Origin of the sequence: Halorussus limi (assembly GCF_023238205.1) — an archaeon.
Lineage (GTDB): Archaea > Halobacteriota > Halobacteria > Halobacteriales > Haladaptataceae > Halorussus > Halorussus limi.
In genome coordinates this window covers 2,429,867-2,443,647 of the sequence record NZ_CP096659.1, presented here as the reverse complement: position 1 = coordinate 2,443,647, position 13,781 = coordinate 2,429,867, and the positions used below count along the sequence as shown (strand labels likewise).

Below are 13,781 nucleotides of genomic sequence, written 5' to 3'. Positions count from 1 at the left end.
CTTTCGTTCCACTCGATAAAACAAAATGCTTTACTGATAGGTATCCGATTCGACGCACGATGAACCAGTCCGCCGACACCTCTACGTTCCGCGCCCTCCACCGACTGGTCGAACACTACACGCCCGACGGCACCCTCGGCCGGTCCCTGCTGGGCGTAACGGCGCTCGTCTGCTCGCCGTTCCTGTTCTTCGGCGGCGTGATGGGACTGGAAACCGCCGCGAACTTCGCCGCCTTCGGGATGGCCCTGTTCGCGTCCGTCCTCGGCGTCCCGGCGTTCTTCGTAGGGTTACTGACGCTCTGGCCGGTGTACCTCTCGCTCATCGGAAACGTCGAGTCCCCCGAACTCTATCCCGACGGCGCGAGCGAACCGGCGGCCAGCGAGGACCGCGAGAGCGCCGAGGCCATCCTGAAGCGCCGGTACGCCGCCGGGGAACTCTCCCGCGAGGAGTTCGAACGCCAACTCGACGCGGTGATGGGAGACTCCCGTAGCGACCGCGGGACGAGGCCGACCGGCGAGGAGCGACGAACCGGCGAGGAGAAGCGAAGCGCGGACCGCCGCGAGCGGACTCGAAGTCGGTAGCCGAGTCCGCTTGACCCGCCAATTCTTCGGCGTGACGACTGGGAGTTTCCTCCTCTCTCTTTCTTTCTACTCTCCTCTCCAGCCTTCCACTTCCTCTCCTATCTTCCCCTCCTCTTCTGTCTCCTACCACTCTTTCACGGTACTCCGGAAGGATCCCCATATGTCCCGAAAACGTGCCAGCCGAGTTTCACCTCTCGGAACGACCCCGAAACTTCATAATGGCCGTAACGTATTAAAACGCAGATGCACGGCGGAACAAGCAGCACCGGTCTCGTCGGGGCGATTCGGTACGACTTGAAGCGACTGCACGAGAGTTGGATGGCCCTGTTCTTCCCCCGCCAGCGGAGCAATCAGGGCGGCGTCCTCGGGAAGTGGGAACCCTCGACCACCTCCGGGCGGGTCGCCTACCGCGGGTGGAGCGCGGTCGGCACGGCGGTCGTCGCGCTGCTCTACCCCCTGACGCTGTTCGGGTTCGCGGCCCGGTACTACACCCGGAAGATAGACGGCACGGCGACCCGACTCGGCGTCGTCGGCGTGGTCCTGCTGTCGCTGTTGGTCTGGGGCGGCCTGACCGCGCTCGCTCGACTCCGATTCTCGACGGACGGCTTTCTGGCGGTCGGGGCCGCCGGCGGGGTCGCCACCGTGGCGGCCGTGCTGGCGTACCTCTCGGGGACCCGCGGCGGGCGCTTCAGCACCGTCCTGCTGGCCTACCCGTTCGCCATGACCGCGCTCTTTCTCCCGCCGGTCGTGGCCGCGCTCTACTCGCCGACGCTCTCGGAGGTCATCTTCCCCAAGAGCTACACCCTCGCGGTCTGGCTACTCGACAACCCGCTCGACCTCTGGGGAATCAATACGTTCCTGCGCGAGCAGTTCACGCTCGAAGGCGCGAACTACGCGGCGATGTGGTTCGGCCTCTCGGTGCCGACCGGGTGGTTCCTCGGCCTGCTGGTGACGTTGGCCGACGTGGTGCGACCGAAAGGGGAGTAGAGCAACGCTTTTGCCCTTCTCGTCCTGAAAATCGCGCATGGAGTTCAATCTGCCCGTGACTGCCGCAATACTAGTCGGCATTGTCGCGCTCGGAACCGCCGCGCTCATCGGAATGGAAGTCATGGCTACGAGTACGGTGTTGATGATGGTCGCGCCCTCGATGCTGGTGTTCGGCGCGATAGCACTCGCCGTGGGGGTCAAGCACGGCGAGTACCGGGCGACGCGGTAAGCTTCGAAGAAAGGAACGACGAACCGTCGGTCCGACTCCCTCCTGCGGTCGTCCCGACCCTACCCGGAGAGTACCGACGGACGACCGCGAAGCGAACGGAGTGACCGACTGCTCGGAAGACGCGGTTCGTCTTCCGGTGTTCTTGGTCGAGCTTTTACCAGCGAGAAATCGCGGCGGAGCCGCGGTTTCGAGCGCAGTAAACGGTCGTTCCTACATGTAGCCGAGGTCGCGCAGGCGCTCCATCAGGTCCTCTTTGTCCTGTGCGCGGCCCGCGCGCTCGGTCGTGTCGTCGAGGTCCTGTAGCCACGCCGGGTCCTCGGTGGTCTTCTCGGTGCTGACCTCGCTACCGAGCGAGCGGAATCCGGCGAAGTACTTGGGGCTGACCGGGATGTCGTCCTGCGTGAGTCCGTTCGGCAGGTCGTCGGCGGACTCGGGGACGTAGCCGTCGTCGGGGTAGTCCTCGACGGTGTCGGGCACGACGTAGTGCCAGAAGGTGTCCCAGACCGCGCGCTCGTCGAACTGGAGAATCGGCTGAACGCGGTCGTGGGGCGGGTAGATGTCGGGGTCGTGGCGGGGCGAGAAGAACGTCTCGTCCGCGCGGGCCTCCTGCTCGTCCCAGCGGACGCCGGAGATGATACCGTCGATGTCGAGTTCCTCGATGGTGTCGTTGAGCGCGACCGTCTTCAGCAGGTGGTTGCCGACGTAGGTGTCGAGCAGGAACGGGAACTCGTCTTCCTCGTATTCGAGGATGTCGCGGACGTGGTGCTGGTTGTGCTCGTTGAGGGCGTCGATGGGGATGTCGTCGCCCGGTTCGAGGTCGTTCTCCTCGGCGTAGTCGCCCACGTCGTCGTTGCTCGCGTAGACGACGTCGAGGTCCCACTCGTCCTCCCACTTGGCGACGAAGTCGTGAATCTCGTCGAAGTGCTGGAAGTGGTCGATGAAGACCGCGGTCGGGGTTTCGAGGTCGAACTTCTCGGCGACTTCCTTGATGAAGTAGAGGGTCAGCGTCGAGTCCTTGCCGCCGGTCCACATTACGGCGGGGTTCTCGTACTCTTCGAGACCCTGTCGGGTCACGTCGATGGCCTTCTCTATCTTGTGCTCCATCGAGGCGTAGTCCTCGGGGTCTTCGCCTTCGCCGTCGGTGTAGTCAACGTCGACGTAGTTCGGGAAGTCTTCGGGCATCGTTCGTAATTACATCTAATTACGACCCTAAAGTGCTTTTCGGCTCTCCACGCTCGCAGGCCACGTCAACGGACTCGAAAGCGCCGTCTACCGGTGTCTCAGGCCCGAATTGGTGTGTCGGAGTGGCGTGGTAAAATGGACCACGAATGATGGAATCGAACTCCAGACGCGAGCAGGTCTTTTTTGGTCCACATTTTTCGAGGAGCGGTGCCCGTAGGGAGAGCGGCGCAACGCGCCGTCCTCCCGAGGACACCCGACGAAGAAAGAGGTGGGTTCAGATAAACTCGTTGTCCCGCCAGTCGACTCCGCTCGACCCGGAGTTCGAGGAGTCGGGCCCTTCGACCACTTCGATGGAGGCGGGTCGGTCCTCGCCGTCCACGATGCGGGTCGCCTGCAGGTCGCCGTCCTTCTCGGTAATCGCGGTCAGCGTCCCCTTCTCGGCGAGTCGCGCGATGTCACAGAGGACGAGGAACATCGGGTACTGGAGCGCCGTGTTCTGAAGCACGGTCTCGCGGTCGCCCTTGAACGCGGCGACCTCGATGAGTTCGCCCATCGGTTCGTCGTCTTCCTCCTCGTCGAGTTCCTCGGCGTCGTCGCCCCACCGCGGCCCCTCGCGGCGCTTCTGCTCTTCTTCGGTGTAGACGCGGGTCTCCGAGATGGACGCCTTCAGTTGAGCGGTCGGCGTGTACTTGCTGATGCTGTCGTCGTCCGCGACCGCACTGATGATGAGCGTGTTCTTGCGCCGGGTGATGTCGACGCTGGCTATGCTCGGGGGGAGGTCGGGGTCCTCCTCGAAGTGGTCGTAAACGTTTTCCAGCGGCAGTTCGAGCGTCGAGTGAAGTCGATATACTTGCCCCGTCATTTGTGATTTACATGCAGGTTCCCGGCTGACGACACGGTACACGGGTGTCTAAGTTGTCCGAACATATATGGCCTGCTCTTTTGGTCCTCGGTGTCTCGGTCGAAACTACTATTCAATCTGACAGCTCGTCGGCGAGTTCGCCGCGCTCCTCGAGTTCCGCGAGAACGTCGCTTCCGCCGACGAACTCCCCGTTCACGAACGTCTGGGGAATCGTCTCCCAACCGCTGTGGTCTTCCAGCGCGGTCCGAAACTCCGCGAGCGCGTCCAGCACGTCGACCGTCTCGTAGTCGTCGCGGTGCTGCTGAACGAGTTCGAGCGCCTTCTGGGAGTAGCCACACTGGGGCATCAACTCGTTGCCCTTCATGAAGAGGACCACGTCGTTGTCCTCGATGGCCGAGTCCACGCGGTCCCGAACCTCTTCTTCGGTCAGTTCGCTTTCCGGCTGGAAAGTCATACTCCCTGATACGCGACCCTCTCGCAAAGAAGTTGCGTTACTCGTCGTTTCCGACGCGGACCACGTTGATGAGCGAGTGGACCGGGACGCCCTCCACGTCCTCGACGCCTTGTTTGTCCACGAGGACAACGCAGGCGACCGGTTCGCCGCCCTGCTCGCGGATGGCCTCGACAGTCTCGCCCATGGTCGTCCCGCTGGTGATGGTGTCGTCCACGACGTAGCACTCGCGGTCCCGAATCTGGGCGAAGTTCCGCGAGAAGGTCCCGCCGAGGTCCTCGATGTCGCCCTCCTCCCACTGGTGCTTGCTCGGCGCGTAGGTCCCGAGGTCGGTGTCGAGTTCCCGCGCGACGGCGGTGGCGAGGGGCGCGCCCGCCTTCTCGATGCCGATGGTCAGGTCCACCTCTTCGCCCTGCTTTTCGAGGAGGTCGGCCATCGCGGCCCCGGCGTGGTAGAGGCGGTTGCTGTCCCGGCCGAGCGCCGACCAGTCGACGTGGATGTCGTGGGGACCGCCCGCGGGTTCGGTCGGCGTCGTCGTCGCCGGCGCGCCGGTTCCGCTCCGTTCGACCAGCCAACTCGCGGTCTCTCGCGAGACGTTGAGTTCGTCGGCGATTTCGCCCTTCGATAGCCCCTGCTGGGCGAGTTCTGCCGCGCTCTCGATGAGGTCGTCGACGTTCTTCATATCTGGCTAAATTGTAGCGCGGTCTTTATTGTCGTTTCGTCATGGCGAGGCGCACTCTCGCCGCTCGCCGAATCGCCGTCGGCGGTGTCCCCGAACGCGGCCTCGTAGTCGCCGAGGTCGTGGACGCCCGTCACGAGGTCGTCGAGGAACCACGAGGGGAAGTCCGCGAGCGTCTCGACGGCCGCCTCGAAGTGCGAGACGTTGGAGTTGACGCTTCCGACCAGCGCCTTGTTGTTCATCACGAACTCCTTGTGGAGTCGCCCGCCGTCGATTTCGAAGTCCCACGGTTCGGGCACGCCGAGCAGCGCACCCACCCCGCCGGGCGCGAGCGCCTCGATGCACTCGAACGCGTGGCGGGCGTAGCCGGTGGCCTCGTAGACGAAATCCATCGACTCGTGGGCCTCCGGAATCTCGGTCACGGGCGTCCGACGGGAGTCCACATATGTCGCGCCCAACTCCTCGATGATGTCGATGGTGGGGTCGGGCCGGTCGCGCCGCCCGAGACAGTAGGTCCGGTCGTAGCCCCGTTGGTCGAGCATGGCGAGCGTGAGCAGGCCGAGGCTCCCGTTGCCGAGTACGAGACCCGACTCGGGGTCCCACTCGAACGCCGACCGGGAGGCCGCGGCGTGTTCGAGCGCCTTCTCCGAGATGCTGACCGGTTCCACGAGGAACCCCCACTCCGCGAGGTCCTCGGGCACGGGCACGAGGTACTCGGCCGGCGCGGCGAAGTACTCGGACATGAACCCGTGCGCGCCGTCGATGCCGCACTCCCGGCAGGCCTCGGGCGGAGCCATGTCGGGTTCGCCGCGCTCGAAGTACTCGTTCGTCCCCTCGACGGGCGGGCGTCGGACGGTCGGAACCACCACGTCGCCCTCCGCGAAGGGAGTGCCGTCGGCCTCGACGACGACGCCGACCGCCTCGTGACCTAACACGAGGTGGTCTTCGCCCTCGGGGAACCCGCCGTGGCTCCCGGCGATGACTTCGTGGTCGGTCCCGTCCACGCCGACGCGGAGCGTCCGAACCAGCGCCTCGCCCGGTTCGGGGTCCGGCCGCGGCACTTCGGCGACTGTCGGCGAGGTCTCGCCCCGCCGGACGACGATTGCTTCCATGACAGGTCGTATGACCGCGGGGGACAAAAGATTTATTCTATCCCGAGTAAACATCTGAGGTGGGCGGGCTGGTCGAACCCAACGTCTGTCGCCCTGCCCACCGCGCACATTCTGGCGCTCCGCTACACGACTCGACAGTCGCGCGTTTCGCGCTCGCTCGGGCGTCACGTTGGTCCGGCGTCGTTCCCCTCAAGTCGTCGTTCACGTCCTCGTCGCTCCCGTCAAGTCGTCGCGCCCGTCCGGACGCGACTCCGGAAATCGGTCGGCGGTCTACTCCCAGAGGTCGTAGAGGTCGTCGCGGACGGCGTCCCGAATCAGTTCGCCGTCGAGTTCGACCCCCGCTTCCTCGGCGTCGCTCACGTCCTCCACGGCGCCGATTTCGCTCGCGCGGATGTCCTCCGCGTCGAGCGCATCGAGGACGCCGTCGAGTTCTCCTTCGGGCACGGTCGCCAGTAGCGCGCCCGACCCGAAGATGCGGAGCGGGTCCACGCCCATCGCGTCGCAGATTGCCGCGGTCTCCTCGCGGACGGGGACCGCGCGCCGGTCGATGTCGAGGCGGACGCCGGAGGCGGTCGCCAGTTCGACCATCCCGTTGACGAGTCCGCCCTCGGTCGGGTCGTGCATCGCGGTGGCCGACTCGCGGAGGACGCGCGACTCCGGGAGGACGCTGATGTCGTCGAAGAACGTCTCGGCGCGCGCCAGCAGGTCGTCGGGCAGGTCGATGTCGTCGCGGAAGTCGGTCGCCAGCACCGCGGTCCCCTCGACGCCCGCGCCCTTCGTGAGGACGACGCGGTCGCCCGGTTCGGCCCCGCCGGTCGGCACGAACTCGTCGGCGAGTCCCATCGCGGTCATCGACACCATCGGACGCTCCAGCGCCGGGGTGTACTCGGAGTGACCGCCGACGATGGCGACGCCCGACTCGCGGGCCGCGTCGTCCATCTGGGTCGTCAGCGCGTCCAGCGTCTCCTCGTCGTCGTCGGGCAGGAACAAGACGTTCGTGAGCCACCGGGGGTCGGCCCCCGACGCGGCCACGTCGTTGCACGCGACGTGGACCGCGAGAGTTCCCAGACGCTCCTTCGCTAACGAGAGCGGGTCGGAACTGGCGACGAGCAACTGGTCGCCGACCCGCATCGCCGCGGCGTCCTCGCCGTACTGCGGTCCCATCACTACCGAGTCGTCGTGCGCGCCCGTCCGCGAGAGGACGCGCGCGAGGACCTCGGGGTCGAGTTTGCCTATCATACTCGTCTCTCGGAGGCCGGGGGCCTAAGATGCGACGGACGAAGATTTAACAGGTATCGTACCGTTTCGCGGACACGATTCGATGTCGAGTCTCTCGGAGTGGGACACGCTGGCCGGAGCGTTCGGCCTCGCCTACGCCCTCGCGCTGCTCCGACTGCGTGCCGACCTAGGGAATCTGATTCACCTGCTGCTGTTCTCGGTCGTCCTCCTCGCGGGGTCCGTCGTCGTCGTGCAGGGCCTCTCGTCGCCGGACCTCGAAGTTCGACTGCTCCGATTTCGGCTGAGTCCCGTCGGAAAGGCGCTCGAGTGGAGCGCGGGGGTCGCCGTGACGATACTGACCGCGCTGGTCCTCGACAGACCGCTGGTCGCCGTCGCGCTCGGTGTCGCTGTCGGCTACATGTGGCGATATCGGGGGGAGTACTACGCCGAACTTCGGGACGAGACGGAGCGACTCGAGACGAGCGAGGCGTCCGCGCGGCCGGAGAACGCCTGAGCGCGGTCGGCCGAACGACCGTCTTTCGCGCCGACCCCGACCTTTATCCGGGATTGCGACCCAGTTCGGGCATGGAGCGGTACGACCAACTCTATCGACTCTACGACGAGTTCGACGCCGCGACCCTCCGGGCACTCCAGAACTTCGTGGACCTCTTTCCCCCGGTGGACTCGCGGGTCGCGCTCGAACACTGGCAGGAGGCCAGCGACGAATTGGACGGTCTGAAAGCCGAGGTGCGCGACGCGTTCCCCGCGACCGGCGAGACGTTCTGCGAACTCGCGGCGCGGGCCACCCGCGACCAAGCGTTCACCGCGCTGGACCTCTACGCCAAGTACGACCGCGGGGTGAACGTCCTCGTCCTCGACGTGGACGAGACGCTACGCTCGGCGGGCGGCACCGACAACGAGATTCCGCGCGAGACGCTCCACCTCCTGACCGAGTTCCACGAGTCGGGGTTGCCCATCGTGGTCTGTACCGGCCAGACGCTCGAGAACGTCAAGGGCTTCCTGATTCAGGGCCTCGGCAACGAAATCGTCCACTCCGGAAACCTGTCGGTGGTCTACGAGGCCGGGACCGGCGTGTTCACGCCGGGCCACGGCGCCGACACCAAGCGACTGCTCTACGACGACCTCGACCGCGACGTGCGGGCCATCTTCGACGCGGTGCGCTCGCGGGTCCTCTCGGAAGCGCCCGAGCGCCTCCGTCGGGGGTGTCACCTGCAGGGCAACGAGTTCAACGTCACGCTCAAGCCGAACTTCGAGACCGGGAGCGACGACGCACGCGAGGTCATCGACCGCGCGCTGGTCTACGAACTCGACCTGCTCGGTTCCGCGGTCGCAGCGGAAGTCGGCGAGGGAGTCGAGGCGGACGCCGAAACGGCGAGCGACTGGGCGCGGGCCTACTACGCGTCTCGGGACCCCGAGATTCGGGGCGTCCTCGAGAGCGAGGGCGAGACGCCCGACGCGGACCCCGAGGACCTGCCCGACCCCGTCCGGGCGGCCTTCGAGCGCATCGACGTGGCCTACTACGAGGCCGACGCGGCCGAAATCGGGAGCCTCGAACTCAACAAGGTCGCGGGCGTCGAGTCGGCCTTCGACGTGCTGGGCATCGACGACCCCTTCGCCGCGGTCATGGGCGACAGCAAGAGCGATTTGCGGGTGATGAAGTGGGTCGCCGAGAACGACGCGGGCATCGCGGCCGCGCCGGAACACGCCTCGCGGGACGTGCTGGACCACGTGGTCCGGACCGACGAGTTGATTTTCGACCGCGGGAAGGCCGGCGACGTGCTGCGGACGATTTACGCGCTGAACCGACTGGCGAATCTGGGGTGAGTTCAGCAGCGACACGAAGCTGACTGGTCGCTGTGCCGAAAGCTTATCCCGTCGTTCGCACAACAGGCACGCTGATGCCCTCCAACGTGAAATCGGCCCTCTTCGCGGCCGTTCGCGTCGTTTTCGTCTGCGTCGGCGTCGGAGTCGCGGCCGCAATAGTTCTCGAACTGGCGTCGATGCCACCACCGCCGCCCGAGAGCGACGGGTTCGCGCACGGGATGGCGGCGATTGTCGGCGGGATTATCATCGTCCTGGCGCTTGGACTCGCCGCGGTCGGCGTCAGTCTGCCCGCGCTACTGGGCCGGGACGACCGACTCGGCTTCAATCGGTGGCAGCGTCTCGCGCTGAAGGGCGCGGGGGTCCTGATAGGCGGCGGAATCGTCGTCGGACTGGCGTTCGGCTTCGTGACCCAACTCCAGCTAGGAATCGTCCTCTGGCTGGGCCTCGTGGCGCTTGCGACCGTCGTCGTCTGCGCGACGCTCGTCTGGCGAGTCGCAGAAGTAGTCGTTCGACTGCTCTATCGGGCCTTCGACGCAGATATTTCGTAGTCTCCGATCCGGACGATTTCCTCGGAGCGCGGAACGGAGAACGAGTCGAGAGACGTCAGCCAGAAATCGCCGCGCACTCGATTCTGCGCCGACCGATTCGCGCTCAGACGTTCAACTGGAACCGCACCGTGTCGCCGCTCTCCAGCGAACTGTGGGTCGAGAGCGTCTCGGTCGAGTCGAACGTCTCCCGGACGACGACGGTGTCCGAGCGGAGTCGTTGGCCGTCGAGGACGCCCGCGCGGACCTGCGGGCCGTACTGCTCGGCGAGTTCGTCCACTACGTCTGCGACCGTCGCGTCGTCGGGCACCGCCACGCGGGCCTCGTGGGTGCCGGTCCGGGCGACGAGGGTTCCGGTAAGTTTCACAGTGACGTTCATACACACACCGTGAAGCGCCATCGACTAAAAGTTTACTCACACCCGAAAAAGTCCTGCCGAGATGCGACCGCTTAAGGACGCGGCCCTCCACGCTTCGGACATGGCGAACAACGCGCCCGACCCCGGTACGGACGACCCGCTCTCGGTCCGCGGCGTCGTCCCGCCGACCGTTACGGCGTTCGACGAGGACGAATCGGTCGATTACGAGGCGACTGCCGCCCACGCGCGGTTCGTCGTGGACCGCGGCGCCCACGGCGTCTTCCCGCTGGGGACCAACGGCGAGTTCCCGCTGTTGACCCCCGACGAGCGCGACGGCGTGGTCGAGGCCGTGGTCGAGGAAATCGGCGACGACGCGCCGGTCATCGCGGGCGTCGGCGCGCCGAGCACGCGCCAGACCGTCGCGCACGCCGAACACGCCGAGCGCGTGGGCGCGGACGGCGTGGTCGTCGTGACGCCCTACTACTACCCGGTGGACCACGACGCCGCGGTGACCCACTACCGGCGAGTCGCCGAGGCGGTGGACCTCCCGGTGTACGTCTACCACATCCCGAGCAAGACCGGCAACTCGCTGTCGCTGGAGACGCTCGACGCGCTCGCCGACATCGAGAACTTGGTCGGCCTGAAAGACTCCAGCAAGGACGTGCCGTGGCTCGGACAGGCCATCGACGCCCATCCCGAACTGACCTTCCTCGCGGGGTCGGACTCGCTCTTGTTCCCCGGACTGGAGGTCGGGTGCGCGGGCGTGGTCAGCGCGGTGGCGAACGCGTTCCCCGAACTCGTCGTGGACCTCTACGAGTCCTACGACGAGGGCGACGAGGAGCGCGCCCGCGAACTCCAGAGCGAGGTGTACGACGTGCGCTCGGCGCTCAAGCGCGGTCCCTACATGGCGGGCGTCAAGACGGCGCTCGGCCTGCGCGAAACCGGGTTCGACCCCGGCCCACTCCGGAGTCCGCTCCGGACGATGGACGACGACGACCGGGAGGCGCTCCGCGCGGACCTCTCGGACCTCGACCTGCTCTGAGCGGTCGAGCGACCCGCGACGGACCGGTCGAACGGCCGACCGACAGAGCGGGCCGACCGGCGAACGGACCAATCGGCCGGCCGAACGATGCGCCGGTTCCGTTCCGTTTCGTTCCGCTCTCGTGAACGTTCGGAGGCTTTAATATCTGTGGAGCGTCATTGAATTCAACACGCCGGTCGGGGCGTGGCGCACGACGGGACGCCGACGGGAATGGGACTGCTCGAAGCGTCCCAGTCGCGACTCTCCGACCGCCTCAGTCATGACCTCCGACCTCCTCAGTCGCGGACCCTCCGAGTCCGCGGCCACGAACTCCGACCGTCCGTCTCTGAACAAGCGGACGCTGCTCGGCGTGCAGTGCTGGATAATCGGCGCACTCGGTGTGTTCGGCGCGCTGACGCCCGCCGGTGCGCTCTTGGCGGCACCGCTGGTCGCGCTCGGTACGTACCTCGTTTTCGCGCCCGCGCTCGCGCGAGCCAACGTGGCCGGAACCTCCAGATTTTTACTCTGGGCGGAGTAATCGGGTGGCATGGTTCGAGACTACGAGTCGCTCCACGACCCGAACGCCGAGTACACCATGCGGGACCTCTCGGCGGAGACGATGGGTTGTGGCGGCCAGCGCGGCGAAGGACGAGACGTAGAGATTACCGACGTGCAGACGACGATGGTCGACGGCAACTTCCCGTGGACGCTCGTCCGAATCTACACCGACGCCGGGGTCGTGGGTACCGGCGAGGCCTACTGGGGTGCGGGCGTGCCCGAACTCATCGAGCGCATGAAGCCGTTCGTCGTGGGCGAGAACCCGCTGGACATCGACCGCCTCTTCGAACACCTCATCCAGAAGATGTCGGGCGAGGGGTCCATCGAGGGCGTCACCGTCACCGCCATCTCGGGCATCGAAGTCGCGCTCCACGACCTCGCGGGCAAGATTCTCGACGTGCCCGCCTACCAGCTTCTGGGCGGCAAGTACCGCGACAAGGTCCGGGTCTACTGCGACTGCCACGCCGGCGAGGAGGCCGACCCCGAATCGAACGCCGACGAGGCCGAGCGCGTGGTCGAGGAACTGGGCTACGACGCCCTGAAGTTCGACCTCGACGTGCCCTCGGGCCACGAGAAGGACCGCGCGAACCGCCACCTCCGGAACCCCGAAATCGGCCACAAGGTCGACATCGTGGAGGCGGTCACCGAGCGCGTCGGCGACCGGGCCGACGTGGCGTTCGACTGCCACTGGACGTTCTCGGCGGGGAGCGCCAAGCGCCTCGCCAGTGCGCTCGAAGAGTACGACATCTGGTGGCTCGAAGACCCCGTGCCGCCGGAGAACCACGACGTGCAGAAGAACGTCACCCACTCGACCACCACGCCCATCGCGGCGGGCGAGAACGTCTACCGCAAGCACGGCCAGCGCCGCCTCATCGAGGAGCAGGCCGTGGACATGATTGCACCCGACATGCCCAAGACCGGCGGGATGCGCGAGACCCGGAAGATAGCGGACCTCGCGGACATGTACTACATGCCGGTCGCCATGCACAACGTCTCCTCGCCCGTCGCCACGATGGCCTCCGCACACGTCGGCGCGGCCATCCCGAACTCGCTGGCGGTCGAGTACCACAGCTACCAACTCGGCTGGTGGGAGGACCTCGTGGAGGAGGACGTCATCGAGGACGGTTACATCGAGATTCCGGAGGAACCGGGCCTCGGCGTGACCATCGACATGGACGTGGTCGAGGAGAATATGGTCGAAGGCGAGACGCTGTTCGACGAGGCGTAAGCGACGTCGAATCCAAACACCGTTCTCGGCTATTTCCAGGCCGACACGATTTAGTTCCGCGACTGTTCGCACGTAACCGATGACAACTGCCGTCTGTTGACTCCTCCACACCGCGACGCCCCCTGACGACGAATCGACCGTCACTCGTACCTACCCGGGAGTGGCCTCCCGAAATTTGTCGCCACGAAAAACATCTACGAATCTTAGACGTTGGAGAAGAGATGTTTAGGACAGATATTCATTTCCCTACGGCATATGCCAGCACAACCCCGCCGCGGTGGCGACCCGCGTCGCAGTCCGCCACGGACCCTCGGCTACAGACAGTAGTCGTTGGATTTTCACCGGACGACGGTCGTCGTACGCCGGTTCCCCAGAGACCCGTTCGACCGACCCCGTTTCGTCGCTCTACTCCGCGGTGACGATGGCCGATTCGAGTTCGGCGATCGCGGCGACGACCTCCTCGCGGTCGTCCGCCGACACGTCGAACTCCGCCAGCGCCTCGTCGAGGTGGCGGGCGACGATTTCGAAGTCCCGTCCGTCGATGTCGAGGTCGGCGTGGGCCGAGGAGAGGTCCGCGCCGTCGTACTCGACCGGTCCGCCCGTGACCGAGGCGAGAAACGTCGTCTGGTGGGCGCGGAGCGCCGACATGTCGGTGTCCTCGAAGAAGTGGGCGATGCGGTCGTCGTCGAGGACGCGGTCGTAGAACGATTCGACGACGGCCGCGATGGCGTCTCTTCCGCCGAGGCGGTCGTAGAGGGTCTCGGACATCCTGTCCGTAGCCAGATATGCTGGTGTCTTTAATTTATTGGCCGGAAATTGTCACATTTTCGGCCTCGGAGCTTCCTAACCGACCGCCTGCGGGCGAAATTCGGGTCCGAGGAATAATGTTTTATGCTATGCACGGTATCGGCTAACTAATGAGTAA

General features: G+C 65.9%; 17 protein-coding genes. 9 read left to right on the top strand and 8 right to left on the bottom strand.

Features of this window, described 5'->3' with window-relative positions; genetic code table 11:
• Positions 1-59: 59 nt before the first annotated feature.
• The 3 genes from M0R89_RS12670 (at position 60) to M0R89_RS12660 (ending at position 1,797) form a co-directional block, all read left to right on the top strand.
• Positions 60-581, top strand: a complete 522-nt coding sequence (locus M0R89_RS12670) for an SHOCT domain-containing protein (RefSeq protein ID WP_248649452.1) — start codon at positions 60-62, stop codon at positions 579-581.
• A gap of 243 nt (positions 582-824) precedes the next feature.
• On the top strand, positions 825-1,568 hold the full coding sequence (locus M0R89_RS12665) for a hypothetical protein (protein ID WP_248649451.1): 744 nt from the start codon (positions 825-827) through the stop codon (positions 1,566-1,568).
• Positions 1,569-1,605: 37 nt separating this feature from the next.
• Positions 1,606-1,797: a DUF7333 family protein gene (locus M0R89_RS12660; protein ID WP_248649450.1), complete on the top strand. Its 192-nt coding sequence runs from the start codon at positions 1,606-1,608 to the stop codon at positions 1,795-1,797.
• 210 nt (positions 1,798-2,007) lie between these two features.
• On the opposite strand, the gene M0R89_RS12655 is transcribed toward M0R89_RS12660, so the two are convergent.
• The 6 genes from M0R89_RS12655 to M0R89_RS12630 all read right to left on the bottom strand — a co-directional run bounded on the left by M0R89_RS12655 (position 2,008) and on the right by M0R89_RS12630 (position 7,322).
• On the bottom strand, positions 2,008-2,979 hold the full coding sequence (locus tag M0R89_RS12655; protein WP_248649449.1) for a phosphoadenosine phosphosulfate reductase family protein: 972 nt from the start codon (positions 2,977-2,979) through the stop codon (positions 2,008-2,010).
• Between the two features lie 274 nt (positions 2,980-3,253).
• A complete protein-coding gene (locus M0R89_RS12650; protein WP_248649448.1) occupies positions 3,254-3,841 on the bottom strand; it encodes a DUF7110 family protein in 588 nt (195 codons plus the stop codon).
• 112 nt (positions 3,842-3,953) lie between these two features.
• A complete protein-coding gene (locus tag M0R89_RS12645) occupies positions 3,954-4,295 on the bottom strand; it encodes a glutaredoxin family protein (protein ID WP_248649447.1) in 342 nt (113 codons plus the stop codon).
• A 37-nt stretch (positions 4,296-4,332) separates the two neighbouring features.
• The gene (gene gfcR / locus M0R89_RS12640) at positions 4,333-4,974 is read right to left on the bottom strand and encodes a transcriptional regulator GfcR (protein WP_248649446.1); all 642 of its coding nucleotides are present in this window, start codon (positions 4,972-4,974) and stop codon (positions 4,333-4,335) included.
• Complete coding sequence (locus tag M0R89_RS12635) at positions 4,971-6,083, bottom strand: glucose 1-dehydrogenase (RefSeq protein ID WP_248649445.1); 1,113 nt, start codon at positions 6,081-6,083, stop codon at positions 4,971-4,973. The genes gfcR and M0R89_RS12635 overlap by 4 nt, the downstream gene beginning before the upstream one ends.
• Before the next feature lie 270 nt (positions 6,084-6,353).
• Positions 6,354-7,322: an AIR synthase family protein gene (locus tag M0R89_RS12630; RefSeq protein WP_248649444.1), complete on the bottom strand. Its 969-nt coding sequence runs from the start codon at positions 7,320-7,322 to the stop codon at positions 6,354-6,356.
• A gap of 82 nt (positions 7,323-7,404) precedes the next feature.
• On the opposite strand from M0R89_RS12630, the gene M0R89_RS12625 reads away from it, so the two are divergent.
• From M0R89_RS12625 to M0R89_RS12615, 3 genes are all read left to right on the top strand, one after another.
• Positions 7,405-7,815, top strand: a complete 411-nt coding sequence (locus M0R89_RS12625) for a hypothetical protein (protein ID WP_248649443.1) — start codon at positions 7,405-7,407, stop codon at positions 7,813-7,815.
• 71 nt (positions 7,816-7,886) lie between these two features.
• Positions 7,887-9,146, top strand: a complete 1,260-nt coding sequence (locus tag M0R89_RS12620) for an HAD family hydrolase (protein ID WP_248649442.1) — start codon at positions 7,887-7,889, stop codon at positions 9,144-9,146.
• A gap of 74 nt (positions 9,147-9,220) precedes the next feature.
• The gene (locus M0R89_RS12615) at positions 9,221-9,694 is read left to right on the top strand and encodes a hypothetical protein (protein ID WP_248649441.1); all 474 of its coding nucleotides are present in this window, start codon (positions 9,221-9,223) and stop codon (positions 9,692-9,694) included.
• A 103-nt stretch (positions 9,695-9,797) separates the two neighbouring features.
• Here the strand turns inward: M0R89_RS12615 and M0R89_RS12610 are convergent, their stop codons facing one another.
• The gene (locus M0R89_RS12610) at positions 9,798-10,070 is read right to left on the bottom strand and encodes a MoaD/ThiS family protein (protein ID WP_248649440.1); all 273 of its coding nucleotides are present in this window, start codon (positions 10,068-10,070) and stop codon (positions 9,798-9,800) included.
• Positions 10,071-10,170: 100 nt separating this feature from the next.
• Here M0R89_RS12610 and M0R89_RS12605 point away from each other — a divergent pair, with 100 nt between their 5' ends.
• The 3 genes from M0R89_RS12605 (at position 10,171) to M0R89_RS12595 (ending at position 12,856) form a co-directional block, all read left to right on the top strand.
• Complete coding sequence (locus M0R89_RS12605; protein WP_248652268.1) at positions 10,171-11,091, top strand: dihydrodipicolinate synthase family protein; 921 nt, start codon at positions 10,171-10,173, stop codon at positions 11,089-11,091.
• A 259-nt stretch (positions 11,092-11,350) separates the two neighbouring features.
• The gene (locus M0R89_RS12600) at positions 11,351-11,608 is read left to right on the top strand and encodes a hypothetical protein (RefSeq protein ID WP_248649439.1); all 258 of its coding nucleotides are present in this window, start codon (positions 11,351-11,353) and stop codon (positions 11,606-11,608) included.
• 9 nt (positions 11,609-11,617) lie between these two features.
• On the top strand, positions 11,618-12,856 hold the full coding sequence (locus M0R89_RS12595; protein ID WP_248649438.1) for a mandelate racemase/muconate lactonizing enzyme family protein: 1,239 nt from the start codon (positions 11,618-11,620) through the stop codon (positions 12,854-12,856).
• Positions 12,857-13,261: 405 nt separating this feature from the next.
• Here M0R89_RS12595 and M0R89_RS12590 read toward each other — a convergent pair whose 3' ends face one another.
• Positions 13,262-13,624 (bottom strand): group I truncated hemoglobin, encoded by a 363-nt coding sequence (locus tag M0R89_RS12590; RefSeq protein WP_248649437.1) that lies wholly within the window; start codon positions 13,622-13,624, stop codon positions 13,262-13,264.
• Between the last annotated feature and the right edge of the window lie 157 nt (positions 13,625-13,781).